This is a genomic window from Pelotomaculum sp. FP, assembly GCF_004369245.1.
In the GTDB taxonomy this organism is placed as follows: domain Bacteria; phylum Bacillota; class Desulfotomaculia; order Desulfotomaculales; family Pelotomaculaceae; genus Pelotomaculum_C; species Pelotomaculum_C schinkii.
The window spans coordinates 15,515-41,309 of the sequence record NZ_QFGB01000036.1 but is presented as its reverse complement, the minus strand read 5'-3'; the positions used below and the strand labels follow the sequence as shown (position 1 = coordinate 41,309).

Annotated in this window: 20 protein-coding genes; 2 read left to right on the top strand and 18 right to left on the bottom strand. The window is 51.5% G+C overall.

Features of this window, described 5'->3' with window-relative positions:
* Window positions 1–177: 177 nt before the first annotated feature.
* The 18 genes from Psfp_RS13905 to ilvE form a co-directional block, all read right to left on the bottom strand.
* Window positions 178–1,737 carry an ATP-binding protein gene (locus tag Psfp_RS13905; protein ID WP_243120655.1) on the bottom strand — a complete coding sequence of 520 codons (1,560 nt, stop codon included), beginning with the start codon at window positions 1,735–1,737 and terminating at the stop codon, window positions 178–180.
* Entirely contained in the window at window positions 1,724–3,928 is a 2,205-nt protein-coding gene (locus tag Psfp_RS13900; protein ID WP_134219139.1) for a Mu transposase C-terminal domain-containing protein, read from the bottom strand. The genes Psfp_RS13905 and Psfp_RS13900 overlap by 14 nt, the downstream gene beginning before the upstream one ends.
* Window positions 3,925–4,758, bottom strand: coding sequence for a TnsA endonuclease N-terminal domain-containing protein (locus Psfp_RS13895; protein ID WP_205079576.1), 834 nt, complete (start codon window positions 4,756–4,758; stop codon window positions 3,925–3,927). Before Psfp_RS13895 ends, Psfp_RS13900 begins: the two co-directional genes overlap by 4 nt.
* A 167-nt stretch (window positions 4,759–4,925) precedes the next feature.
* Window positions 4,926–6,755: a glutamine--fructose-6-phosphate transaminase (isomerizing) gene (glmS, locus tag Psfp_RS13890; protein WP_134219137.1), complete on the bottom strand. Its 1,830-nt coding sequence runs from the start codon at window positions 6,753–6,755 to the stop codon at window positions 4,926–4,928.
* 688 nt (window positions 6,756–7,443) lie between these two features.
* The gene (gene glmM / locus Psfp_RS13885; RefSeq protein ID WP_134219136.1) at window positions 7,444–8,781 is read right to left on the bottom strand and encodes a phosphoglucosamine mutase; all 1,338 of its coding nucleotides are present in this window, start codon (window positions 8,779–8,781) and stop codon (window positions 7,444–7,446) included.
* Between the two features lie 138 nt (window positions 8,782–8,919).
* On the bottom strand, window positions 8,920–9,882 hold the full coding sequence (locus Psfp_RS13880) for a CdaR family protein (protein ID WP_134219135.1): 963 nt from the start codon (window positions 9,880–9,882) through the stop codon (window positions 8,920–8,922).
* 4 nt (window positions 9,883–9,886) lie between these two features.
* Window positions 9,887–10,720 carry a diadenylate cyclase CdaA gene (cdaA, locus tag Psfp_RS13875; protein ID WP_134219134.1) on the bottom strand — a complete coding sequence of 278 codons (834 nt, stop codon included), beginning with the start codon at window positions 10,718–10,720 and terminating at the stop codon, window positions 9,887–9,889.
* 221 nt (window positions 10,721–10,941) lie between these two features.
* Window positions 10,942–12,549: a citramalate synthase gene (gene cimA, locus Psfp_RS13870; protein WP_134219133.1), complete on the bottom strand. Its 1,608-nt coding sequence runs from the start codon at window positions 12,547–12,549 to the stop codon at window positions 10,942–10,944.
* 65 nt (window positions 12,550–12,614) lie between these two features.
* Entirely contained in the window at window positions 12,615–12,974 is a 360-nt protein-coding gene (locus Psfp_RS13865; protein ID WP_134219132.1) for a four helix bundle protein, read from the bottom strand.
* 48 nt (window positions 12,975–13,022) lie between these two features.
* On the bottom strand, window positions 13,023–14,102 hold the full coding sequence (gene leuB, locus Psfp_RS13860; protein ID WP_134219131.1) for a 3-isopropylmalate dehydrogenase: 1,080 nt from the start codon (window positions 14,100–14,102) through the stop codon (window positions 13,023–13,025).
* 57 nt (window positions 14,103–14,159) lie between these two features.
* On the bottom strand, window positions 14,160–14,651 hold the full coding sequence (gene leuD / locus Psfp_RS13855; RefSeq protein ID WP_134219130.1) for a 3-isopropylmalate dehydratase small subunit: 492 nt from the start codon (window positions 14,649–14,651) through the stop codon (window positions 14,160–14,162).
* The gene (gene leuC, locus Psfp_RS13850) at window positions 14,652–15,914 is read right to left on the bottom strand and encodes a 3-isopropylmalate dehydratase large subunit (RefSeq protein ID WP_134219129.1); all 1,263 of its coding nucleotides are present in this window, start codon (window positions 15,912–15,914) and stop codon (window positions 14,652–14,654) included.
* 29 nt (window positions 15,915–15,943) lie between these two features.
* Complete coding sequence (locus tag Psfp_RS13845; RefSeq protein ID WP_134219128.1) at window positions 15,944–17,485, bottom strand: 2-isopropylmalate synthase; 1,542 nt, start codon at window positions 17,483–17,485, stop codon at window positions 15,944–15,946.
* Window positions 17,486–17,776: 291 nt separating this feature from the next.
* Window positions 17,777–19,438: a biosynthetic-type acetolactate synthase large subunit gene (ilvB, locus tag Psfp_RS13840; protein ID WP_134219127.1), complete on the bottom strand. Its 1,662-nt coding sequence runs from the start codon at window positions 19,436–19,438 to the stop codon at window positions 17,777–17,779.
* A gap of 243 nt (window positions 19,439–19,681) precedes the next feature.
* On the bottom strand, window positions 19,682–20,674 hold the full coding sequence (gene ilvC / locus Psfp_RS13835; protein ID WP_134219126.1) for a ketol-acid reductoisomerase: 993 nt from the start codon (window positions 20,672–20,674) through the stop codon (window positions 19,682–19,684).
* Window positions 20,674–21,195, bottom strand: coding sequence for an acetolactate synthase small subunit (ilvN, locus tag Psfp_RS13830; protein WP_134219125.1), 522 nt, complete (start codon window positions 21,193–21,195; stop codon window positions 20,674–20,676). The genes ilvC and ilvN overlap by 1 nt, the downstream gene beginning before the upstream one ends.
* A 371-nt stretch (window positions 21,196–21,566) precedes the next feature.
* A complete protein-coding gene (gene ilvB, locus Psfp_RS13825) occupies window positions 21,567–23,225 on the bottom strand; it encodes a biosynthetic-type acetolactate synthase large subunit (RefSeq protein WP_134219143.1) in 1,659 nt (552 codons plus the stop codon).
* Between the two features lie 113 nt (window positions 23,226–23,338).
* The gene (ilvE, locus tag Psfp_RS13820; protein ID WP_134219124.1) at window positions 23,339–24,241 is read right to left on the bottom strand and encodes a branched-chain-amino-acid transaminase; all 903 of its coding nucleotides are present in this window, start codon (window positions 24,239–24,241) and stop codon (window positions 23,339–23,341) included.
* A 535-nt stretch (window positions 24,242–24,776) separates the two neighbouring features.
* Between ilvE and Psfp_RS13815 the strand changes: the two genes are divergently transcribed.
* Together Psfp_RS13815 and Psfp_RS13810 are read left to right on the top strand one after the other, a co-directional pair.
* Entirely contained in the window at window positions 24,777–25,127 is a 351-nt protein-coding gene (locus Psfp_RS13815; protein ID WP_134219123.1) for a hypothetical protein, read from the top strand.
* Between the two features lie 27 nt (window positions 25,128–25,154).
* A complete protein-coding gene (locus tag Psfp_RS13810) occupies window positions 25,155–25,709 on the top strand; it encodes a hypothetical protein (protein WP_134219122.1) in 555 nt (184 codons plus the stop codon).
* Window positions 25,710–25,795: the final 86 nt, after the last annotated feature.

The following is a 25,795-nucleotide window of genomic DNA, read 5'->3' as shown; positions in this document are numbered from 1 at the left end:
CGCCTTAGCTGTTCACAATAAATGAATTGAGGCTTATTGGTTTTCCTGTTCCGTGAGCAATATTTATTAATTCTATGTAAACAAGAGAATAAGGGGAGTAGACTCTAAAATTAGGGGTTTAAACCGCTATATAATATTTCGTCCTCATAGGGATCTGTAAAAAAAATAAGCATAGGCTTATTGCACCAACTCTCTTAAAGGATCCTTGATAAACCCAGCCTCTTTTAATACCATGTAAGTACTCAATTTCTTTTCTATCGCCTTACTGTGTAAATCTCGCAAGTCATCCTTTACAAACCCCTTCATTGATACAACTTTATTACCTTTATCGGCAACAGTCTTAGGCATTACCATATTATCAGAATCATCATTCTGCTGTTCACCCAATTTCCGGGGTGACCGTTTCTGAGCAACCAGAGCGGCGATAGTTTCTTGCACATCATTCTCTTGTCTATTGAACATCAATTCATCAATATTAATAACAAGATCCTCATACTTTGCAAGATCACGGATGTTATTGTTTCTAAGAGCGTTTAGCATCGGTTTAATCATGGCAAGCTCATTATCATAAACAGCATGCAATAATTTTTTGGTGATACATTCTTCCCTTTCTATAGCCCTCTTTTGTGCAAGTACAAAGATAGATACCGCCACTGACGTTATGCCCTGAGATAGATAATACATAGTATCATCTAGATTGTCGGTAAGCTCCGTATATTCATTCAAGTATTGAAACTTCCAAAGAGATTGTATGAAAGTACTCCATTTTTTGTCCCTTTTCATTCTATCCCACATAAGCACGCCTTCCGTCCCAACGCGGCGAGCCTGGCGAAAATCCCTGTTTAATATTTTCATAGCCTTGTATGTACCAATATAAAAAACTGGAACACCTATTGTGTTAACCAGTGTTACAAAGAAATTGAGCATTTCTTCTGAGTTGACTTTTGATGTCAGTAAATGTTGAATCTCATCAATAATAAAAATACCGATGCTATGCAAAGCAGCTACATAGGCCATGTGTACCATCATTAATGCTGTTGAATTTCTTGGATTGCCGTATTTCTGAAAATAATTTGTAGTTCCAAGCACATTATCAACTGCTGAAAAAAAACTGCGGCAGAGCGTTTTCAGCGAGCCATCATACGGGCAATCCATTTTTAGCCATACAAGCTGCGTCCGTGTAAATGGCTCGTCGTTGTAACTGGAATGATAAATTACCTGTGGGTACATCAATAGTATTTTTTCTATCGCCGTAGTCTTGCCTATTCCAGAAACTCCGATGACGCTAAAACTGGAAGCTGAAGTTCTGTTTGGCACCTGCAGTTTGGCCAGTTGGGCAATCTTTTCTTCATCAGAAAGCGACTTTACATCATTGATTTCCTGCAATACATTTATAAACATTCTATTTTTGACCGGGTTGCGTGCAGTATATCCCATTCTGATTAAAGATGACAGCCGGCGTTCAATATCCACAAATTCAACTGGCGGCAAATAAAATTCCTTGATTCTTTGCAGCATCTGATATCTGATTTCAGCAGGAATTTGGTCTATATTATCAGGTACTTCCGGATACTTTATATGCTCTATGAGTACATCATTCTTGCTAAATATTGGTGGAAGCGCCTCTATCAGCGGATTCCCATTATACTCTGATAGCAACTGCTTTTTATATTCTGGTTTAGAAACCTTCTGGCCCACCAGAACGTAATAGTCTGAAACAATACTATTTTTTCCCACCAAGTTTCTCATCCCCTTTACGTTTCAACAAATCGAGGATTTCATCTTCATAGTCACTTTGTGTTTTTCTCTTCTTACCATCCGTAATAGAAACAATATCAGTCTCTCTACTCTGCTGATTACTATTGTCATTTTTCCCTTTCTGTCCTGCTCCCAACTCAAATCCTTCTTCATCATGGCGCAGTTCCCGCTCAACCGCCCTGTTACTTCGTATATTTCGCAGCTTTTCGGTCTTGCTCATGTCGCCCTGTTCACAATTTTCTGCTCTCTTCTTAGCTTGACGAACAATTTTTTGTATTTGTCCGTCAGTGTCAATTTCACGCTGCGTTTTGCTTGCTTTCAGAGAAGCCTTTTCTTCTTCCAGATACTTCTGGAGCATAATGTAATCATCATATGACATGCTGCCAAATTTCTTGGAATTTGCTACAGGGAAGCATTTCGTATAGCCCTTGCCTGATATGTCTGGTATATAAATATGGTCAAGCCGCCTTGGATCATAGGCTACTTGTAGAGATGTGCTTTTTGGATTGATAAACCAGCCCTCCCTGATTGCCATGTCACAGCTATAGTAAATTCCGTGAAATTTAATTCCTTCACGCGTGATAGTCGCTTTTTCCCTTGGCATCAATGAAAGCCTCACAAAATCACGATCGCGAGCTACAAAACCGCACCTGCGGTTTTTAATACCCCAATCCCATATCTCAACAGGCACTGATCGGACATTATCACTAATCTCAAGCATTGACTTGGAGTATTGCTCCATTACGCTAGTGTTGTGCCTTATTACCTCATGGATCATTACCTTGATAAAATCTTCTATATTGAGATGTGCATCCAACCTGTAGTCAGCCTCGCCACGCTCTCTGACCGCTTTTTTCACTGCTCCCGGTAAGCGCCTTTTAATCCTATCATTGGTGGTACGAAAGTGTCGCTCTACTATACCTTTCAGGTCTCCCCTGTATGGCGGTGTATTTTCAATTGTGATACCAAGATTTCTTATTATTGATTCAGGGCATATGCCCTCAAATTCCCCCCGGTCTGCCAACAGCCTTTCCGGTAAAAGACTCGACGGCCAATCTTCAGGCCTGATTGCAATACCATACTGCTTGCAAAACTTTACTTTATCTGCCACAACATTGTCAAACGCCATCATCGCTCCGATCCATGACGGTCCCTCAATACCCGCATACATGCCAACTACCATGCGCGAAAATACATCTATAACCAAATACAAGACGGGTCTGCCAATGATATAGTTAGGGTTGGCTTTACTGACTAGATAAACATCAGCAATTGTGGCGTCAATCTGATATTTAAATCCCGGACCAAAAGCTTCAGCGGTTGTATCACCAAGCAGTTCACGATATTTCAGGGCAAATTCCCGCTCGCCTTCCCGTCCTAAGATATTTTCTTTGGTATTTGTGAATTTTTTCAACCAATAATAAAATTGATGATAGGAAGGTATCCGGTCTTCATCCCAGATGATAGATTTTTTCTCCCCATTCTTGTAACTGATATCCGAAAAATAACGCAAAAGCATTTGATTGTATGTATCCTTGACAGTCGGTTTGCTCTTACTTAAATAATATACAGCTATTGTCTCGCGAATCTTGTCTTTTACGTCATCAGTAATATTAATGCCTGGTAGTTCTGCATCGTCTCCAACTTTTTCCCTGGGACGTCCTCTCTTGTTTGTTGTATCAGACTTCTGTATGCCCTTAGAACCCCTTTTATTAAAATCAGGAAGCAGGGCATTGGGGACCATACCTCTCTGCCAGAAACGCGACATAGTCCTCCTTACATCCATGGGGTGCACATCAAATATTTTCGCAACTTCCTCAAACAATTTAGGGCGTTCCTTTTTTAATAAAGCCCGTTCCCTATTCTTATCCCACACATATGAAACAATTTGCCATTTACGTTCACGTATTAATTTATAGTTTTCAGCAATTTCACTTTCATTAATAACAGTGGCAAATGGATCATCCCCGTCAGCCATAAATCCGTTCTCAATTGCGGTACGAATAACTGAAACTTTGATCGGGTGCGGCATCGCTACATCTATGGATAACGAGACATACTGGGCAAAGCGACCATCTTGATTAATCCAAATAATACGTATAAGTTCGTCTACACCTGCAGAAATAGCATCTATTCTTTTGAGCACTTTATTGACTGTAATTCCATTCATATAATTTCAACCCCAGTCTGTACCTTCTTATATTCAAGGAGCTTAATTGTTACAGGCTTGGCCAGCTCAAGTGGCTCATTAATTATATTCACATCCAACTGTCTTGTAACAGCAAGATGTTTGTACAAAGCCAATGCACTCCCTGGCTCAAGACCATTTTTTTCATCAAATCTGCAGCATATATTCCTGACAACAACTAAATCACCGCAAAGTTCTCTTGTAAGCTGGGATAAGTAACTTTGTATTTGTCGATCTGATATACCTTCAAATAAACCACAAATTTTCAAATCATAATAATTACGAATGGCTTTTATATTATCAGCAAGTAGGCGGTTTATCTCGTATTCCGTAACAATACCCCAATCCACTCCTTGTTTTTCCCAGTACCTACGCTCAATCTCCAATTTCTCGATCTTCCGTTTTGAATCCAACTCTGACGAGCTCTTTACAGTCCTTGCCAGAAGTCGGTTCTGCCCATTTTGGGTGATAGTTATTAAGAAAGAAGTTGTCATGACAACGTTTTCACCGGTAGTAGGGTCGGTCGGATGTTTAATACCCAAATCGTCAGCGATAAAAATAGTTTCTTCAATGGGAAGAAGCGGGTACTGCTCTCTTATATCTATTACACTTGCTGAATACTCAAGGATGTGAAAGTAACGGTTTTCAAGATCCGAGAAAAAAGTAAACTGTCTTGGAGTTTTTATGCCAATTTCACGGTGCGATCTGCCGGCTGAAGGAACATCTTGGACAGTAAGCCAGGGCTTATAGTCTACACCTATGCCCTGTCCACGTCCTTCCTTCAGCCACCTTTCAATTTTATTTTTGGTCATCCCCCGTTGCCGCTTAGGCATAAAATATGGCACCCCCTGTCTATATTTCCATTGTATGACAGAAAGTGCCTATTGTAAATACATTTATTTTTTTAAAAATGCATTTTATATTTTAAAAATACGTTTATTATTTTAAACCAACAAGCGCTTTTGAACCCTCCCAAATCTTACTCCACCGTTACCGACTTCGCCAAATTTCGTGGTTTATCGACATCACAGTTTCTGGCTACGGCGGTGTGGTAGGCCAGCAGCTGCAGCGGTACCACGGTCAGGATCGGGGCCAGCACCTCGTGGGTCCTGGGGATATAGACGACCTTGCGGGACACCTTCTCCACTTCCTTCAGACCTTCCATGGCCAGAGTCAGCACGGCGGCGCCGCGGGCGTTGACCTCCTGGATGTTGCTGACCATCTTCTCAAAGAGAGTTTCCTGGGTGACCAGGGCCACCACCGGCGTATCCTCTTCGATCAGGGCCAGGGTGCCGTGCTTCAGTTCACCGGCGGCATAGGCTTCGGCGTGGATGTAGGAGATCTCCTTAAGCTTCAGCGAGCCTTCCATAGCCACGGAGTAGTCAAGGCCCCGCCCGAGGTAGAACAAATCGTCGCTGTTGGCGATTTCCCTGGCAAAATCCCTGATTACTTGAGAATCGTTGAGAATCTCCTGGGTCTTTTCGTCCAGTGTCTTCATCTCGGCCAGGAGCTCACTGATTTTCTCAGGCGCCAGCGTCCCGCGCAGGCCGGCCAGGTGCAGGGCCAGGAGATACATGCTCACCAACTGGGTGGTATAGGCCTTGGTGGAGGCCACGGCAATCTCGGGACCGGCCCAGGTATAGATGACGTCGTCAGCCTCACGGGCCACGGAACTGCCCACCACGTTGGTCACGGCCACAATCCTGGCTCCCTGCCGCTTGGCCTCCCGCAGCGCGGCCAGAGTGTCGGCGGTCTCGCCGGACTGGCTGATGATAACCACCAGGGTGCCCGGTTCAATAATCGGCTGGCGGTAGCGAAATTCGGAGGCGATATCTACCTCTACCGGCAGCCGTACCAGCTTTTCAATGATATATTTCCCCACCAAACCGGCGTGATAGGCCGTACCGCAGGCGGTAATAAAGATTTTCTTCAGTCCTTTTATTTCTTCCGGGGTGATTGTTACCTCTTCCAGGTTAACCCGCGAGTTGTCCGCCTCAATCCGGCCGCTTAAGGTATCCCTGAGGGCTTTGGGCTGCTCATGGATTTCCTTCAGCATGAAGTGGTCGTAGCCGCCTTTTTCAGCCTGCTCAGCGGCCCATTTTACTTCAAAGATGCTTTTGCGGATTTCCTTGCGGTCAAGATCCATAACCTTGACCCCGCCCTTTTCCAGCACTGCCACTTCACCGTCATTGAGGATATAGGTCAACCTGGTGTGCTTCAAAAGAGCCGGGATATCCGAGGCCAGAAAGTACTCACCCTCACCCAGTCCCACCACCAGCGGACTGTCCTGGCGAACCGCGACCAGTTTATCCGGCTCTTTGGAGGAGACTACCGCCATGGCGTAAGAGCCCACCAGCTTCGACACTGACGCCAGTACGGCTTCCAGCAGATCTCCGTCATAAAAGTGCTCGATTAAGTGGGGCAATACCTCGGTATCGGTCTGGGAGCGGAAGACATGTCCCTCAGACTCCAGCCATTCCCGCAGGCTGAGGTAGTTTTCAATGATACCGTTGTGCACAACGGCAAACTGCCCGGTGCAGTCCGTATGCGGGTGAGCGTTGGTATCCGAAGGCCTGCCATGGGTGGCCCAGCGGGTGTGACCGATACCGACGTTGGCGCAGTGTTCCTCACAGTTTAATTTATCCTTGAGGACGGCCAGTTTGCCGACCTTTTTTAATATTTCCAGGTTTTCTTCACCAGGGATTGCCACCCCGGCGGAGTCGTAGCCCCGGTACTCCAGCTTTTCCAGTCCGTCAACCAGAACAGAAACGGCCTCTTTGGGACCGATATATCCTACAATACCACACATGTTTTATTTACCTCCCAAGTTCCTCTATTTGAACTACAGGTAACAATAAGATAGTTAAGATTAAATTCGATATTCCACCTAAAAACATTTCAGCCTATACTACGTTGCTTGCATGTCGGTGTAAATTCATTCGTACAAAGTTACATTAGACGGCAAGTGCGGCGCCAACGCGCCGTTGGCGATTAAAGTCGCACCTGCATCACCGGTATTTTTATGATACGTGACGCCACGATGGCGTCATGAGGAACTATCCGGAAACATATAAGGAGCCTGCCATAAAAATATGGGCGCAATTGCTAAGTTTTCATGTACGCATAGGCAGTTAAAAAACAAAAAAACCGGGCATGATTAGCCTCGGCATAAAAAACCGCGTATTTAGGGCGGTCAAAAAGGCGACACTTACCCCTTGCATATTTAGCCGCTGCTGCCACAGGCACTTTTGTCCCACCGGTTACCCGGTGGTTTTGTCATGCTGTTAACGGTCCGGCTTAGACCGGGGGGCACCCGCCGAAAACTTCGATAAACCCCCTCCTCGTCAACCCTGGCAAGTGAAGCGGAGCCGGCTTTTCTGAAAACTCACCGATCCCGCCACCACCCGAAAAACTACAAATAAAACTCGGGCAGGGTTCAGGCGCTTGCATATTTTATTATTGTTTGATATTTGCTGGTCCTCGATTTTTCACCCCCCTTACTCAATCTCTTGAATTATATTCGACAGCCTGCCAACTATTCCCTCCAGCTGCAGCATATCTTTTCCTTCGGCCATTACCCGCACCAGCGGCTCCGTACCGGACGGCCGGACCAGGATACGGCCGGCGCCGCCCATTTTCTTTTCTTCCTCCTTGATCGCCGCCGACAGGACAGGGCTATCCATTACCGCATTTTTGTCGGCTACCCGCACATTTACCAGAAGCTGGGGCAGGCGCTCCATCTGGGCCGCCAGCTTGCTCAACGGCTTGCCGCTTTCCTTCATCACAGACAGCAGTTGCAATGCGGTAATAATGCCGTCGCCGGTGGTGTTGTAGTCCAGAAAAATAATGTGTCCGGACTGCTCTCCCCCAAAGCGTGCTCCGGTACGCAGGAGTTCCTCAAGGACGTAGCGGTCGCCGACTTTTGTTTCAATGACGTTAATTCCGCAATTCCGTAAAGCCAGGTGCAAGCCAAGGTTGCTCATAACCGTGACCACTACCGTATCCTTTTCCAGCCGCCCCTTGGCTTTCAAATGACCGGCGCAGGAAACCATAATCTGGTCGCCGTCGACCAGCCGGCCGTCGGCATCCACAGCCAGGACACGATCGGAGTCCCCGTCGTGGGCCAGGCCCAGGTCAGCCCCCGCCTCAATTACAGCTTCCATCAGGTCCTCGGGGTGGGTCGAACCGCACCCCTTGTTAATATTCACCCCATCCGGATAGTTGAAGATGGGCAGTACTTCGGCTCCCAGTTTCCTGTATATCAACGGCGCCACGTAAGAAGCCGCCCCGTTGGCGCAGTCCACCACAAACCTTAAGCCTTTCAGGTCTGTGCTGACTGTGTTGCAGGCATAGTTCACGTAACGGTCGGCGGCGTCGGCCACCTGGTAGACACGTCCCACCCCGCCTCCCACCGGAGACGGCACGGAGGCGCAGTCTTCCAGCACCAGCGCCTCGATATCAGCCTCGGTTTCGTCGGGCAGTTTGTAGCCGCTGGGGCCAAAGAACTTGATCCCGTTGTCTTCCACGGGGTTATGAGAAGCCGAGATGACCACTCCTGCCGCCGCCTGTAAATCACGGGTCAGGAAAGCAATAGCGGGAGTGGGCATAACCCCTACTTTCAAGACATCAATGCCCGCAGAACAAATACCGGCCGCCAAGGCGGCCTCAAGCATATCTCCCGAGACGCGGGTATCTTTACCGATTACTATACGGGAGCCGGCACCGTTTCCGGCCAGGATACAGGCCCCGGCCCGGCCCAGCTGAAAGGCAAGTTCAGGTGTCAGTTCACGGTTGGCCACACCCCTTACCCCATCTGTACCAAACATACCCGCCATATAACCGGTTCTCCTTTCATCCAAGGCAAATTACAACAATTTATTATAACTTTTGGGCTGGAGAATTGTCAATTTCTCTGAATCTACGTTATTGTATGTCAGCCATAGGTCCATGGTAACGTTAGAAAGCCCAACAATTTATGGTTTTGGCTCGGAGGGATCTTCACTGCCTCCTCCCGGTGAAGGAGGCGTCTCATCCGACTTACTGATTTCCACCAGGACTTTTACCCGGGCAGGCTGTACGGCGGTCACACCTGCCGGCGTTACCAGGCCCACTTCTTTGGTCACATTTTTATCGGCGCCCTGGATGTCGACAGGCTCGGTGCGGATCTCATCAATATTGCTGATAACCTCCACCGGACCGTAGATTTGGACCGAAGCCGGATCTCCGGCGCTCCTTTTTACGGCAAACCCTGCCGCAGCGCTGCCGGTTATCTGTGGCGAAACCGGTACATTCTTGGAAGCCAGGGTATTGACAACGGGCACAACCACCTGGACCGTTGCCGGGATCAGGGTCACATTCGAGGATCCCGCGTTTACCGGTACGGTCAGGGTAACATCGCTTGAAGCGTCCTGAATGTCAACTACCGCGGATGCCTGACCGATATCGTTAACCACGCGTGAGGGTCCCCTTACGGTTACCGTTTCCGGATTGTACGCGGGGGCCAGCGCGGAATAGCCCTGGGCCGGCGTCCCCTTCAGGCTGACCGCCACGGCAATTTGCCTTTCCACCATGCGGTCTAATCCAACTGTAACCTCCTCCGGGCTGACCTGGGCCACCCGCAGGTTGGGCGGGGCGCTTACCTGTACCGGTAGAAGCACATCCCCGGTCTTGCCTTCCGGCAGGTTGACAACTGCCCTGAAGTCAGCTGGAGCGAGATTGGCCAGGTCATTGCGGTTGCCTTGCACCCTTACCCGGACGCTTTCAGGCAGGCCGCCCGTAATGATATAGTTTTGGGCCGGACCGGTGTGCTCCAGTGTTACAGTAAGGATCTTTTCCCTGACCGGGTTTTGTTCGTTGCTTACGTAAATCCACATGACAAAAGCCAGAAATATTGCAAGCAGTATTAGAGAGTTGTTTTGCCAGTCCAGACGACCCAAGTCATTACCTCCTGAACCAGAGTGATGAAAGCGAACTGCCGGCCTTCAGGTTTAATAAAGATGAAAGCCTGTCCATCAGGCTTGCTTCGTCCAGGTATCGTGTCAGGTCACCTTCAACGGCCAGGGAAACGCTGCCGGTTTCCTCGGAGACAATAACGGCCACCGCGTCGGAATGTTCAGTGATGCCGATGCCGGCCCGGTGCCTGGAGCCGAGGTCGCTGGTCAGGTAAGGGTTTTCGCTGAGCGGTAGAAAACAGGCCGCCGCAGCCACGCGTTCCCCGCGAATTACTACCGCCCCGTCATGCAGCGGCGTCTTGGGAATAAATATGTTAACCAGAAATTCGGCGGAAACCACGCCGTCTATTTTGACACCTGTGTCGATATATTCCTCCAGACCCGTCTCCCGCTGCAGGACAATCAGCGCCCCCATTTTATTTTTGGAGAGCAAAGTGGCCGACCGGCAAATTTCGGCGATAACCCTGGACGGGTCGACTTCACCATGACTGATGGTGTTGGTCGAGAGAAATCTTCCACGCCCCAGTTTTTCCAGGGCTCGTCTGAGCTCCGGCTGGAATACTACCGGTAGCGCCACCACCAGCGCGGTCATGGCCTGCCGCAGCAGCCAGTTGGCGGTGTTGAGGTTAAAAAGACTGGAAAGGGCGGTAAGGCCCAGCAGTACGATCAGGCCTTTAATCAACTGCACCGCCCTGGTCCCTTTGATTAAAAGCATCAACCTGTACATAACAAAAGCAACGATCGCAATATCGATAACGCTGCTCAGGTTAAATTTAAGTACCGCTTTAAGGTAGTCCAAATTCGGGAGCCAGAACTGCTCCACCGGTATTCCTCCCTTGAAAGGTTACAGGAAGTAGTATTTCTCCTGGGTGGTGAAATACCCACCACTGTTAATGTTTTATTTCTGTGGCGGGTATATCGTTTCCTGCAGGAAAATATTAAAAATAGTCGTGGGACGTGGGAATACATGATGGATCTCAAGGGTTTTAAGACCCCAAAGGAATGCAGTATATTCTCACGTCCCACGTCCCACGTCTATTCAAACTATTCTCCCGCGGCAGAAATTTCAGGGCTGCTCTCAAGCTCCGACTTTTCCCCCTTCAGCAGACCGTAGGCGATGCTGTCGGCGAGCGCCTGCCAGCTGGCCTCAATAATGTTCTGGGAGACCCCGACCGTACCCCAGGAATTTTGGCCGTCGCCGGTCTCGATATGGACACGTACACTGGCCCCGGTACCGTCCTTCTCATCCAGTACGCGCACCTTGTAGTCGTTTAAATGCATCGAGCCGATGTTGGGATAGAAATCCTTCAAAGCTTTGCGCAGGGCGTGGTCCAGGGCGTTAACCGGGCCGTTGCCTTCAGCCGCTGTGTGCACCACCTGGTCACCTACCCGTATTTTAATAATAGCCTCGGCATAGGCGGGGTTGTTTTCTTTTATTTCAACCAGGAGGCGCAGGGCCTCCAGGGAAAACGGCTCGGTGTAGTTGTCATGGGCTTTGCGCATAAGGAGCTCGAAAGACCCCTCCGACCCCTCAAACTGAAAACCCTGGTTTTCCAGTTCCTTAATTTCCGCCAGAATACGCTTGCCTTCAGGGCTCTGCCGGTCAAACTCGAGGTTCATCTCTTTATACTTGTAAAGCAGGTTGGAGATACCGGATAGCTCGGAGATCAGCACGCGGCGGTGGTTGCCCACCAGTTCCGGTTCAATGTGCTCGTAGGTTTTGGAATCCTTCAGAAGGGCGCTGACGTGTACACCGCCTTTATGGGCGAAGGCGCTGATCCCCACGTAAGGCTGCCGGGCATCCGGGCTGAGATTGGCTACCTCACTGACATAATGGGACATTTCCACCAGGTGCGCCATATTCTCACGAGGGATGGTATCGATGCCCAGTTTCAGGGACAGGTTGGGAATAACGGAGCAGAGGTTGGCGTTGCCGCACCTCTCGCCGTAGCCGTTGACCGTCCCCTGCACCTGCAACGCTCCGCTCTGCACCGCCATGATCGTGTTGGCGACAGCCAGTTCACCGTCGTTATGGGCGTGGATCCCTATAGGTATACTGAGCCGCTGCACGGCCACTTCCACAATTTCTTTAATCTCCAGAGGCAAGCTGCCCCCGTTGGTGTCGCAAAGCACCAGGGTATCGGCCCCGCCCTCCGCGGCTGCCTCAAGCGCCGCCAGAGCATAAGCCGAATTGGCCTTATAGCCGTCAAAAAAATGCTCGGCGTCGAAGAACACTTCCAGACCTTGGCCTTTGAGGTAAGAGACGGTATCACGGATCATGGCCAGGTTTTCTGCCAGGGTAGTACCCAGGGATTTGGTTACGTGCAGGTCCCAGGTCTTGCCGAAAATGGTGGCGCACCTGACCCCCGAAGCAAGGAGGGCCTTGACATTGTCGTCATTTTCAGTAGCCAGTTTCGCCCGGCGGGTGGAACCAAAAGCTGCCAGCCTGGCGTTCTTGAAGTTGTAACTCCGAATCCGCCAGAAGAAATCAGCGTCCTTGGGGTTGGACCCCGGCCAGCCGCCTTCAATATAATGGAAGCCCATTTTGTCGAGACGCTGGGCGATTTTTATCTTATCTTCACAGGACAAGGAAATGCCCTCAGCCTGCGTGCCGTCCCGTAACGTTGTGTCGTAAATCTTTACTGAGGGCATTGAAAAACCTCCTAAATTGGGCGTGAGACGTGGGACGTGAGACGTGGGAAAAACATTGTTTGTAGTTATCCAATATTTTTTTCCCTTAAACGAAAGATTTGTTTTCCAAGGACATCGTACTCCTCAGACAATTTTTTATAATACTCTTCCTGAATATAATTAAGCGCTCTAATGAAATCCAGCAGGACACAAATTTCGTTGCAGGAGCCTAAGGCATTCCTTAAGAAATGCTGAAATTCTCTTGAAGAATCTTTTCTACCGTATCCTTCAGCGATATTTAAGGCTACCGAAAGTGAAGCTCTTCGGAGTTGACTGCCAAGTTCATACTTCTCTGAGGTTGGAAATGATTGGGTAAATTTGTGTATTTCCAGTGCCAGTCTGTAAGACCTCTTATAGACCTCAAGGTTTTTATACCCGGTCCGCATATGTGTCTCACTTCCCTATGGATATTCCGGCTTCTCACGTCCCACGTCTCACGTCTCACGTCCTATTTGCTCTATAATCCGGCTTCCAATCTCATCCGTATTGACAAGTTGTTTGCCTTTTTCCATCAGGTCGGCGGTGCGGTAGCCCATGTCAAGCACGTCTGTGACGGCCTGCTCGATGCAGTCCGCTTCCTGGCCCTGTTTCAGGGAGAAGCGCAGGAGCATGGCTGCGGACAGGATGGCGGCAATGGGGTTGGCGCAGTTTAAGCCGGCCAGTTCTGGCGCGGTGCCGTGCGCAGGCTCGTACAACCCTATTTTTCCTCCGAGGCTGGCGGACGCCAGCATTCCTAAAGAGCCGCCCAGTACGGAAGCCTGGTCGCTTAAAATGTCGCCGAACATATTTTCAGTCACAAGGACGTCAAACTGCCCCGGGTTTTTGACCAACTGCATGGCGCAGTTGTCTACATACATATGATTGAGTTCCACATCCGGATACTCCCGGCCGATCGCCACGGCCACCTCCCGCCAGTAACGCGAGCTTTCCAGCACGTTGGCCTTATCCACCGAAGTCACCTTGCCGCGGCGCAGCCTGGCCAGGTCAAAGGCTTTGCGGATGATCCTCTCAATTTCCGGGGTGGTGTATTCCAGCGTGTCAACCACGCGGGTACCGCCGTCAGGCAACGCCTCCCGGTATTTCTTGCCGAAGTAAAGGCCGCCGGTAAGCTCCCGGAGCACTAACAGGTCGAGGCCGGCAACCACCTCCGGTTTCAGCGTGGAAGCATTGGCCAGTGAGGGAAATACCTTGACCGGCCGCAGGTTGGCGTACAAGCCCAGCTTCTTCCTGAGAGCCAGGAGAGCCCCGAGTTCAGGCCGCAGGTGCAGCGGCAAATCGTCCCATTTGGGGCCGCCTACGGCTCCGAAGAGGATGGCCTCGCTGTTAAGGCAGAGCTCCAGGGTTTCCTCGGGCAGCGGCACGCCGGTCGCGTCATAGGCCGCTCCACCCACTAAACCCCAGGCAAACTCATATTTATGCCCAAAGCGTTCGCCAACCGCTTCCAAAACACGGACCGCCTGGTCGATAATTTCCGGGCCGATTCCATCACCCGGCAATACAGCTATTTTAGACATAACCTTTCTCCTATCTGGGAAGCAAGGGGACGGTTCTCCTGCTTCCTTCCTTCTTTATTACTTCACTTTTTCTTTAACGTAGTTAATCAGTCCGCCCGCGGCGATAATCTGCTGCATGAAGGGCGGCACCGGGGTGGCTGTGTATTTTTTGCCGGTGGTGAGGTTGGTGATCACGCCGGTGTCCGCGTCAACCGTGAGCTCTTCTCCCTCGTTCACCTCAGCCGCCGCCTCGGGCGATTCAAAGATTGGCAGGCCGATATTGAAAGCATTGCGGTAAAAAATCCTGGCAAAGGTGCCGGCAATGACGCAGGATACCCCGGCGGCCTTAATCGAGATAGGGGCGTGTTCCCTGGAACTGCCGCACCCGAAATTTTTCCCAGCCACAATGATGTCACCGGGCCGCACCTTGGCAGGAAAGCTGGGGTCGGCGTCTTCCATACAGTGTTTTGCCAGTTCGCCCGGGTCCGAAGTGTTCAGATAACGCGCCGGAATAATGGCGTCGGTGTCAACGTCCCCTCCGAACTTCCAGGCCTTTCCTTTGAGCTCCATCTATAGCACCTCCGTGGGACCGGCTATGCGGCCAAGTACTGCTGATGCCGCGGCAACGGCGGGATTGGAAAGGTAGACTTCACTCTCTGTGTGCCCCATCCGGCCGACAAAGTTGCGGTTGGTGGTGGCCACACAGCGCTCGCCGGCGGCCAGGATACCCATATGCCCGCCCAGACACGGCCCGCAGGTGGGCGTGCTGACAGCGCCGCCGGCTTCGACCAGGGTTTCAATCAAACCTTCCCGCAAGGCCTGCAGGTAAATTTCCTGGGTGCCCGGGAAAATAATTAAGCGTACGTTTTTATGCACTTTTTTACCTTTGATCACCATGGCGGCCGCCCTGAGATCTTCCATGCGGCCGTTGGTGCAGGAGCCGATGACCACCTGCTGGATTTCCACGTTCCCCACATCGCTTATGGGCCGGCTGTTTTCCGGCAGGTGGGGGAAGGCCACCTGGGGTTCAATGCGGGAGGCGTCATAGCGGCGCACCTCTTTATAGCCCGCATCCGGGTCGCTATGGTAAAACTGGTACGGACGGCGGCAGCGGTCCTCCACGAAAGCGCGGGTTTTTTCATCGGGCGCCACAATACCGTTTTTGCCGCCTGCCTCAATAGCCATATTGCACATGGTGAAGCGCCCGTCCATGGACAGGTTTTCAATTGCAGGACCGGCGAATTCCATCGCCTGGTACCGCGCTCCGTCGACACCGATGTCCCCGATAACATGGAGGATCAGGTCCTTGCCGCCCACCCAGGGCTGCAGTTCCCCTTCGAAAACAAATTTAATTGTTTCCGGAACTTTAAGCCAGATTTCCCCCAGGGCCATGGCTGCGGCCAGGTCGGTGCTGCCCACGCCGGTGGAAAAGGCGCCCAGCGCGCCGTAGGTGCAGGTGTGTGAATCAGCGCCGATAATCAGGTCGCCGGGGCCCACCAGGCCTTGCTCCGGGAGCAGGCAGTGTTCAATACCCATCCGGCCGACTTCGAAATAGTTGGGTAGATCGTGCTTCCTGGCAAACTCCCTCAGTATGGCGACCTGCCCGGCCGACTTGATATCCTTATTGGGGGTAAAGTGGTCGGGGACCAGCGCTACCCTCTCCCGGTCGAAAACACCGGCCACCCCTATTCTTTCAAACTCTCTGACAGCAACCGGCGCTGTGATATCATTGCCCAGTGTCAGGTCAACACGAGCGTTGATCAGCTCTCCGGGAGAGACCCTCTTCCTGCCTGCATGGGCAGCCAGGATTTTCTCGGTGATGGTCATTGCCATGCTTTTTCACTCCGTTCACTGATAAATAATCATTCCCCTTCCGCCGCTTTAGCCTGCTCCGCTTCCCATACCAGCTTGTTGACAGCGTTGATATAGGCCTTGGCGCTGGCTTCCAGGACGTCGGTGCTGATCCCGCGGCCTGTGTAAACCCGCTGGCCGTCGGTGGTAATCTTTAAGGTCACGTCACCCAGCGCGTCCTTGCCGGCGGTGATGGCGTTGATGCCCCAGCTGATCATGGTGCAGTTGATGCCGGTAATTTTATCCACCGCGCGGCAGATGGCGTCAACCGGTCCGTTGCCGCAGGCGGCTTCCTCCAGCCGCGCTTCATCCTTTAAAAGCCCGATGGTGGCGGTGGGAACGACCGCGGTGCCGCTGGAAATCTGCATATAGTCGAGGCTGTAGGTCTGCGGCACCAGTTTCATTTCTTCCTCGACAATTGCCTCTATATCATCATCGGTAATGTCCGATTTTTTATCAGCCAGTTTTTTGAAACGTTCAAAGGACTTGTTCAGTTCTTCCTCGGAAAGGGCGAAGCCCATATCCTCAAGCCTCTGGCGAAAAGCGTGCCGGCCGGAGTGCTTGCCCATGACCAGGTTGCTTTTGCTGACGCCGACCATGGCCGGGTTCATAATTTCATAGGTAGTGCGCTCTTTTAAGACGCCAGCCTGGTGGATACCTGACTCGTGGGCGAAGGCGTTGTTGCCGACAATGGCCTTGTTAGACTGGACCTTCATGCCGGTCAAAGTACTGACCAGCCTGCTGGTACGGTAAATTTCCTCGGTATGAACACCTGTGTAAAGATTATTATACCTGTCCTTTCTGGTGTAAAGCGCCATCACCACTTCCTCCAGCGCGGCGTTGCCGGCCCTCTCACCAATGCCGTTAATCGCTCCTTCCACCTGCCTGGCGCCGTTTAAGACAGCCGCCAAAGAATTTGCGACAGCCAACCCCAGGTCGTTGTGGCAGTGCACGCTGACGGTCACCCGGTCAATGCCGGGAACCTCGCGGCAGATGGTCTCGATAAAGCTGCCCCACTCTCCGGGGACGGCATAGCCGACGGTGTCCGGTATATTGATCACCGTGGCCCCGGCCTCAATGGCGGCGGCAATGACCTGGAATAAAAAAGCGGGTTCGGTACGGGACGCGTCCTCCGCCGAAAACTCAACGTCGCCCGTAAAGCCTTTGGCGCGCTTAACCGCGGCCACGGCCGCTTCCAGCACCTGCTCCCGGCTCATGCGCAGCTTATGCTGCATGTGTATATCCGAAGTGGCGATAAAAGTATGTATGCGCGCCTGTTCGGCGTGGCGAACCGCTTCCCAGGCCCGGTCAATATCCTGGAAGTTGGCTCTGGCCAGGCCGGCTACCGTCACACCCTTTACTTCACGCGCTACGGCACGGACCGCCTCAAAGTCACCTGGCGAGGAAATGGGAAAGCCGGCCTCGATGATGTCGACCCCAAGCCTGGCCAACTGCCTGGCTATCTGAATTTTTTCACCAATATTGAGGCTGACCCCCGGAGATTGTTCTCCGTCTCTTAAGGTGGTGTCAAAAATGTAGACTCGCTGACTCATAAAACCTCCATATTCCGTCATCTATCGTCGAACATCCGACCTGTATATACGGATTAGCTGTTATTGTTTTCTAGCAACCATATTTATAGCGTCGTAAGGCGTAGGGCGTAGGGCGTATTATATCCTGCATTCCATCCGGGTCTTTGGATAATCTGCACATATCTTGAGAGATAACCCATCAAGCAACTTTACGCCTTACGCCCTACGCCTTACGCCAATGCTTTTTCGCTTACATATATTTTTTGAGTCTGTAACTGTTTCTTGCGGATACGAGATTCACTTAGTATAGCTTTAGTCTATTGCTTCACTGATGGTCGAACCGCTTAAGACCATTGGCATGACGTTTTCATTCGGGTCAATCATGCAGTTAATAATTACCGGAGCAGGAGATGCCAGAACCTGTGGCAGGATTGCTTCCAGCTGTTCCTCCGTGTTAACGGTGTAGCCTTCCATCCCGTAGATTTTGGCAAGTTCGGCAAAATCGGGATTGAATTGCAGGTCCACGGCAATATACCTTTTGTCGCAGTAAAACTCCTGCAGTTGACGCACCATACCCAATCTGTGGTTGTTGAGGATGAAAATTTTCAGGTTAAGCCGTTGTTCGGCTGCTGTCCCCAGTTCCTGCATGGTCATCTGGAAGCCGCCATCACCGATCACCACAATGACATCCTTGTCCGGGGCGCCCAGCTTGGCGCCGACCGCCGCCGGCAGGCAATAGCCCATGGCGCCCAGGCCGCCTGAAGACAAAAAGCTGCGCGGCTCCTTAAAGCGGAGGTACTGTGCCGCCCACATCTGGTGCTGCCCCACATCGGTAACGACTATGGCGCTGTCATCTTTTAGTTCATTCAACTTTTCAAGAACAAATTGTGGTTTCAAAAGGCCGTCGCGACTGTACTGCAAAGGGTATTTCCTTTTCAATTCCTGGACACGCTCGACCCAGGGGGTGTTGTCCTTAATCTCCAAAAGCGGCAGGATCGCCCGCAGGACATTTTTGACATCCCCTACAATGGGCAGGTGAATACGGACGTTCTTGCCGATTTCAGCCGGGTCTATATCAACATGGATAATCCTGGCTGTTGGCGCAAACCCGCTTATCTTGGCTACCACCCGGTCGTCAAAACGGGCTCCCACGGCAATCAGGCAGTCGCACTCTGTTACCGCCTGGTTGGCATGGCGTGTTCCGTGCAGGCCCAGCATGCCCAGGAAGAGGGGATGGTTGCCAGGAAAACAACCAAGGCCCATCAGCGTATGGGTCACCGGGGCGGAGATGGTTTCCGCGAGCTGCAGCAGTTCCGGAGCGGCGTTGGAGATCCTGATCCCTCCGCCGGCATATATAACCGGGCGCTCAGACTCCATGATCATCCTGGCCGCCTGCTGGACCATCGAGGGGTGTCCCTTGTAGGTGGGCTTATAGCCGGACAGTTCGACGGTTTTGGGATACTTGAATTTAATTCTGGATTCTGCCACGTCTTTAGGCAGGTCGATCAGTACCGGTCCCGGACGTCCGGTGGACGCGATATGGAAGGCCTTTTTGACGATAGCCGGCAGCTGTTCCGGTTCTTTCACCAAATAATTATGTTTGGTTATAGGCAGGGTGATGCCGGTTATGTCCACCTCCTGGAAAGCGTCCGTACCCACCTGGGTGGTCGCTACCTGGCCTGTGATTACCACCATGGGGACTGAGTCCATATAGGCGTTGGCGATACCGGTAATCAGGTTGGTGGCGCCGGGTCCGGATGTGGCCATACAGACCCCAACCTTGCCGGTGACACGGGCATACCCGTCCGCAGCATGAGCAGCCCCCTGTTCGTGCCGTACCAGGACGTGCTTAATAGATGTATTGTTCAAGGCGTCGTATACGGGCAGGATTGCTCCCCCCGGATAACCGAAAACCATTTCGACGCCTTCCTGTTCCAGGCAGCGAACCAGCGCCTCCGCCACAGTGATTTCCATAGCCAACACCCCCCCCAAAATACAAATTTATATTTTCATCCTAGGAATGATTGTATAGCCAGTCGCATTCGTAAGTCATAAACACTGTCGTAAGGCATAAGTCGTAGGGCGTAGTTATTCTGCATTCCTCTTAGGTCTGTGCAAATGAATTCGCACCTACATCAATATGGTCGTTGCAAAGCTCACGCGTCTGCATTTTACACCTTACGCCTTACGGCCTACGACTTCATCCCCAAATACCTGCTACTTTTTCAGCCAGGACATCATTGAGCGGAGTCTGGCTCCGACTTTTTCGACCAGGAGCTCTTTCTCCTGTCTGGCAATTGCTTTAAAGGACGGACAGCCGGCCTGGTTCTCCTGGATCCAATTCTTGGCAAACACGCCGTTTTGAATTTCGGACAGGACTTTTTTCATTTCCTTGCGGGTTTCTTCAGTGATCAGGCGCGAGCCGGTCATATAGTCGCCGTATTCGGCAGTGTTGCTGATTGAATAGCGCATCTGGCTAAGGCCGCCCTCGTTAATCAAATCAACGATTAATTTCATCTCGTGAATGCACTCGAAATAAGCCATTTCAGGAGCATAGCCCGCCTCTACCAGGGTGTCGAAACCGGCTTTCATCAGGGCGGTGACACCGCCGCACAGCACGGCCTGCTCGCCGAAAAGGTCGGTCTCGGTTTCTTCCTTAAAAGTGGTCTCAAACACACCTGCCCTTGTTCCCCCGATACCCTTGGCATAGGCCAGGCCGAGGTCTTTGGCTTTGCCCGTATAATCCTGGTAAACCGCAACCAAAGAAGGAACTCCTTTTCCTTCCACATACATGCGGCGAACCATGTGGCCCGGTCCCTTGGGCGCTACCATGAACACGTCTATATTGTCCGGCGGTACAATCTGGTCAAAGTGGATGTTAAAACCGTGGGAAAACATCAAGGCGTTGCCTTCTTTGAGATAAGGCGCGATCTGCTCCCGGTAAATCCTGGCCTGCATTTCGTCCGGCAGAAGGATCTGGATGATATCCGCCTGTTCCGCCGCTTCGGGCACGGTCATAACTTTCAGCCCGTCCGCCTCGGCCTGCTGCCAGCTGGGCCGGCCCTTGCGCAGGCCGACGATGACCTCTACACCACTATCCTTGAGGTTCTGGGCTTGGGCATGCCCCTGGCTGCCGTAACCCATAACAGCAACTTTTTTACCCCTTAGCAAACTGAGATCCGCATCCTCGTCATAATAGACTTTTACCATTAGTTGGTATCCTCCTCTTTGTGGCTGTTATTTTTAGAACTGGTCTTTATGCCTCGCAGCATAGCGATTTTACCCGTACGGACCAGTTCCTTGATCCCAAATGGGCGCAATGATTGTTCAAAAGCGTCAATTTTACCTTCGTCTCCGGTTACCTCGACAGTGAGGGTTTTAGGTCCCACGTCGACGATGCGCGCCCGGAAAATGTCCACCAGCTGCATGATTTCGGCACGGGACGCAGGTTCGGCGTTCACCTTGATCAGCACCAGTTCCCGGTCAACATAGGGGCTGCGCGTGATGTCACTGATTTTAATAACGTCTACCAGTTTGTGCAGCTGCTTGGCGACCTGCTCAACGACCTGGTCGTCGCCCTCCACAATGATAGTCATTCTCGAAATGCGCGGGTTTTCTGTCCTGCCAACCGCCAGGCTGTCAATGTTAAAACCCCGCCTGCTGAAAAGACCGGCCACCCGGGTCAATACACCCGTGTTATTTTCCACTGTCACCGCCAGGGTGTGCCTCATCTGACTCCCCCCTATAGCACTAGATATATTAAAACTTTTTTAACCAGAGATGCTTGCGCCTTAACTCAAACAGGGCGTAGGGCGTAAGTCGTCAGGCGTAGTTAAAGCTGGTTGCGGCTGAAAATGTGTCCCGGGCAGCGACCGTTTACCCCTAACACCATAGCCTCATACCTTCAAGTCATAAACTGTAGGCCGCAGGGCGTTGAGTATAAATCGCAGGTTAAGTTATTCTTATATCCCTTTACTTAACACTGGATTTCAATATTATTCCACCATCCATACGAATCACCAAAGTTACCACTGTTGCCCTTTACGCCCTACGCCTTACGGCCTACGACTTTTATAATATGTCACTAACGTCTCACGTCTCATTAGCCTAGCATTTTGCCGATTGACCCCCCAGGTGGTACCATGGGGAGTACGTTTTCTTCCCTGTCCACGATGAAATCTATCATCACCGGTTTGCTGGAGCGGATGGCCTGTTCTAAGGCCGGGGCCACCTCGGCCGGTTTGGTTACCCTGATCCCTTCAGCTCCGTAGGCCTCAGCCAATTTGACAAAGTCCGGGTTGGACAGCTCTGTCTGGGAATAGCGGCGGTTGTAGAAGAGTTCCTGCCACTGCCTAACCATACCCAGGACTCCATTGTCCAGGATAGCGACATTGACCGGCAGTTCGTAATTTACCGCCGTACACATTTCCTGGATATTCATCTGGATGCTGCCGTCGCCGGCAATATCAAAGACCACGTCATCCGGGCAGCCCACCTGGACGCCGATGGCGGCAGGCAAGCCGAACCCCATGGTGCCAAAGCCCCCGGAGGTAATGAAAGAACGAGGCTTGGTAAAAGTGTAATACTGGGCCGTCCACATCTGATGCTGTCCCACCTCGGTCGTCACCCGGGCGGCGCCTCCGGTAAGGTTGTAAATTTCCTTGATGATCGACTGCGGCTTCAGCCTTCCATTATCACAGTAGCTTAAGGGATATTCTTTCTTCCAGGCCTGGATCCTGTCCCGCCAGGCCTCGCCCAGTCCGGGCTGGAGGACTGCCAGAAGCTGTTTCAAAACTCTCTTCACGTCCCCCACGATGGGAATATCCACCCGCACATTCTTCCCAATTTCAGCCGGGTCTATGTCAATATGGATGATCTTGGCCTCCGGGGCGAAAGTCTCCAATTTACCGGTTACACGGTCGTTAAAACGTGCGCCCACGGCAATCAGGAGGTCGCACTCACAGACGGCAAAGTTGGCGTACTTGGTCCCGTGCATACCCAGCATACCGAGGGAAAGCGGGTGGTTGCCCGGAAAGCCGTCCATTCCCAGAAGGGTGGTGCAGACCGGCGCCATCAGCAGTTCAGCCAACTGCAAAAGCTCATTATGAGCCCCGGAGATAACCACGCCGCCACCGGCGTAAATAACCGGGCGCTTTGATGCCGCAATAGCCCTGGCCGCCTCCAGCACCCGGCCGGGCTCCCCGTCTTTTACCGGACTGTAGCCAGGCAGCTGAAGTTCACCGGACGCTTCATAATCAAACATTCCGGAAGAAACGTCCTTGGGCATATCGATCAGCACCGGACCAGGCCTGCCGGTGGTGGCGACATGAAACGCCTCCTTGACAACCCGGGCCAGTTCGGACGGGTCCTCCACCAGGTAGCTGTGCTTGGTAATGGGCAGGGTGATACCGATGATATCTGCTTCTTGAAAAGAATCCCGGCCTAAAAGAGCGCGGGAAACCTGTCCGGTAATAGCCACCATCGGTACCGAATCCATGTAGGCATTGGCTATGCCGGTCACCAGGTTGGTGGCGCCGGGGCCTGAAGTGGCCAGACACACACCTGGCCTTCCGGTGGCGCGGGCATAGCCGTCGGCCGCATGGGCGGCCCCCTGCTCATGCCTGGTCAGGATGTGCCTGATGTCGGAATCGTAAAGCGCGTCATAAATTGGCAGGGCCTGGCCGCCGGGGTAGCCGAATATGGTATCCACACCTTCAGCCTGCAAGCTTTTTAACAGGATCTCCGCCCCGGATAATTTCACTCCACCCACAGTTAATCCTCCCGGTCATCAGTCGTAGTACAAAGTCAGTATAAGTAATAAAAAAGGCCGGAACGCGGCCGGCCGATAGCCCCGTTTTAAATTATTTCATATTATTATTTCGCGCAGCAGCCGCATTCAGCCTTCTCCTGATAAATCAGGGGACCGTCCACCTTGGTCAGTTCGTGAAAAGCAGTCCTTAATTCCCTAGTCATGGGTCCCGGCTGTCCGTCTCCAATAAGTCGCCCGTCAACCTGGACGGTTGGAATAATCTCGGCGGCGGTACCGGTTAAGAAGACCTCGTCGGCAGTGTAAACATCATAAAGAGTAAACACTTTTTCTTCAACCGATATGTTTCGCTCCCTGGCCAGGTCCATTACCGTATTGCGGGTAATGCCTTCCAGGAGTCCCACATGGAGCGCCGGGGTAATAAGAGCGCCCTTTTTGACCAGGAAAATATTATCTCCCGTTGCTTCGGCCACGTAACCCTCCTGGTTCAGCATAATGGCCTCAGGCGCGCCGGACCGGGCAGCTTCTATCTTGGCGTAGATGTTGTTCAGGTAGTTTAACGATTTGACACGGGGAATACAGGCGGTAGGGATATTGCGACGGGTTGCCACAGTGATCACCGACAGCCCTTTTTCATATAGCTCTTCGGGATACAGTGTAATAGAAGCAGCTATACAGAAAACAAAGGCTTTGGAGCATTTGCGGGGATCGAGACCCAGGTCGCCGACACCCCTGGTCACCACCAGGCGGATGTAGGCGTCACGCAAATCGTTGCGCCGCAGTGTCTCAAGCACGATCTCCTGCATTTCCTCCTTGGCCACAGGTATTTCCAAGGCAATAGCCTTGGCCCCGTCGTAAAGCCGGTCCAGGTGATCACCCAGTTTAAAGACCCGGCCATGGTAGGCGCGGATCCCTTCAAACACCCCGTCACCATATAAAAGCCCGTGGTCAAAGACCGAAACTACAGCCCGCTCCTCTGGTACAAACTCGCCGTTAAGGTAAATTATCATGGTATCCACTCCCCCAGATGAATTAATTATGTTTAAACATGTTGATATTTCTCTCTAATATTAAAGTTATTAAAGAAATAAAACAACCCCTCTCCCGGCAGCTTGAATATACTGCCAGGGACGAGGGGCTTATAACCCGCGCGGTACCACCCTGCTTGCCTCCGCCAAAGGCGAAGGCCTCTTGATGTGCTTAACAAGCACGGCTTTTTTAACGGGCGCCAACCCGGCCCAGCTTACTAAATTCTTTCAGCCGGCGGCTCCAGGGTGATGTGTAAGCCTTGCACATAAGCGCCGGTTTTCAGCTACCCCAGCTCTCTGCCGCCATGATACTAAGCCTTGGTCCCCTTCACAGCCTTTACCAAATTGAATTTGTTATCCAGTATACATAAAACCCAAATATGTGTCAAGAATTTTTTCTTTGACGGCGTATACCCTGTAAACATAGCGTTTGTAAAATTTAGCTTCAGAGGGGAAGGTAACCACATTTATTCTTTATTCATATATATATAGCAAATTAGTATTGGGAGGAGTTCCTATGGATGCGAGTAAAGAAGGTCTTGTTGGAGGCATGACCGGCGGCATGATGGACGATATGATGTGTCCACGTGACCCCTGTGAAATTCTAAAAAGGCTCATACAGAGTGAACAAATGGAGATACCCGTCTATACCCAGCTTGCCCAGACCGCGCCAAGTTCCTGCCTCAGGCAAATGTTTGCCCAATCGGCTGCCGAGGAAGCCATGAAGGTGCAAAGATTATGTGAACTGGCAGGAGAGTTTGGCTGTGCCTCTATCGTTCCAGGAATGGGCGATCCGGGTCACATGGTAAATCCCCCCGGCGGCCCGCCGCTGTTTTATGGCGAAGGAGAACAAACTGACAAAAAGTAGACATGAGTAAAGGAGGTTTGAAAAATCATGCAGGAAAACCTGTTTATGGATCAGATATGTCAACTGCTTAACGTGGAACTTCGGCAAATCTGCATGGCGGCACAGCTGGCCATGGTAGCTCCAAACGAGTTGGTAAGAAAAAAGCTGCTGCGCTTTATGAGCGGTGAACTGCAAGAAGCTATGGTTTACCATAATATACTTTGTGCATACAGTGATATGTGTACGCCGGTATCCCCCGGCATGCCCTGCCCCAGCATGGGACCCGGTATGGGCATGGGTCCTGGTATAGGTATGGGGCCCGGCATGGGCATGGGTCCTGGCGTGCCCTGCCCTGATATGGGCATGGGACCTGGCATTCCCTGTCCTGGCGTTGGCGTAGGGCCGATCCCCGGCATTCCCTGCCCTGGCGTTGGCGTAGGCCCGATCCCCGGTATTCTTCCACCGGCCGGCCCCGGAGCAACCTTACCCCCATGGGTACCCATTTCCCCGCCAGGCATTGCTCCCGGTTTATCTCCAGGTATATATCCAGGCGTTCCTTACGCGGAAAAGGAAAAGGAAAAGGAAAAGAAAGAAGAAAAATAGCGCCGAATGAAACAAGAATTGTTTTAGTATGCCGGCCACTGCATGGATCAGCAAAGTCGCCTTCAGGGCGACTTTGACTTCTTTAT

What these genes read in the sequence shown, in the direction of transcription:
- ilvE (WP_134219124.1), bottom strand. Translation starts at nt 24,241, where the DNA reads ATGATAATTTACCTTAACGGCGAGTTTGTACCAGAGGAGCGGGCTGTA.
- Psfp_RS13815 (WP_134219123.1), top strand. Translation starts at nt 24,777, where the DNA reads ATGGATGCGAGTAAAGAAGGTCTTGTTGGAGGCATGACCGGCGGCATG.
- cimA (WP_134219133.1), bottom strand. Translation starts at nt 12,549, where the DNA reads ATGCCCTCAGTAAAGATTTACGACACAACGTTACGGGACGGCACGCAG.
- Psfp_RS13865 (WP_134219132.1), bottom strand. Translation starts at nt 12,974, where the DNA reads ATGCGGACCGGGTATAAAAACCTTGAGGTCTATAAGAGGTCTTACAGA.
- ilvC (WP_134219126.1), bottom strand. Translation starts at nt 20,674, where the DNA reads ATGGTAAAAGTCTATTATGACGAGGATGCGGATCTCAGTTTGCTAAGG.
- glmS (WP_134219137.1), bottom strand. Translation starts at nt 6,755, where the DNA reads ATGTGTGGTATTGTAGGATATATCGGTCCCAAAGAGGCCGTTTCTGTT.
- Psfp_RS13845 (WP_134219128.1), bottom strand. Translation starts at nt 17,485, where the DNA reads ATGAGTCAGCGAGTCTACATTTTTGACACCACCTTAAGAGACGGAGAA.
- Psfp_RS13900 (WP_134219139.1), bottom strand. Translation starts at nt 3,928, where the DNA reads ATGAATGGAATTACAGTCAATAAAGTGCTCAAAAGAATAGATGCTATT.
- ilvB (WP_134219127.1), bottom strand. Translation starts at nt 19,438, where the DNA reads ATGGAAATCACTGTGGCGGAGGCGCTGGTTCGCTGCCTGGAACAGGAA.
- leuD (WP_134219130.1), bottom strand. Translation starts at nt 14,651, where the DNA reads ATGGAGCTCAAAGGAAAGGCCTGGAAGTTCGGAGGGGACGTTGACACC.
- Psfp_RS13895 (WP_205079576.1), bottom strand. Translation starts at nt 4,758, where the DNA reads ATGACCAAAAATAAAATTGAAAGGTGGCTGAAGGAAGGACGTGGACAG.
- ilvN (WP_134219125.1), bottom strand. Translation starts at nt 21,195, where the DNA reads ATGAGGCACACCCTGGCGGTGACAGTGGAAAATAACACGGGTGTATTG.
- Psfp_RS13810 (WP_134219122.1), top strand. Translation starts at nt 25,155, where the DNA reads ATGCAGGAAAACCTGTTTATGGATCAGATATGTCAACTGCTTAACGTG.
- leuB (WP_134219131.1), bottom strand. Translation starts at nt 14,102, where the DNA reads ATGTCTAAAATAGCTGTATTGCCGGGTGATGGAATCGGCCCGGAAATT.
- glmM (WP_134219136.1), bottom strand. Translation starts at nt 8,781, where the DNA reads ATGGCGGGTATGTTTGGTACAGATGGGGTAAGGGGTGTGGCCAACCGT.
- leuC (WP_134219129.1), bottom strand. Translation starts at nt 15,914, where the DNA reads ATGGCAATGACCATCACCGAGAAAATCCTGGCTGCCCATGCAGGCAGG.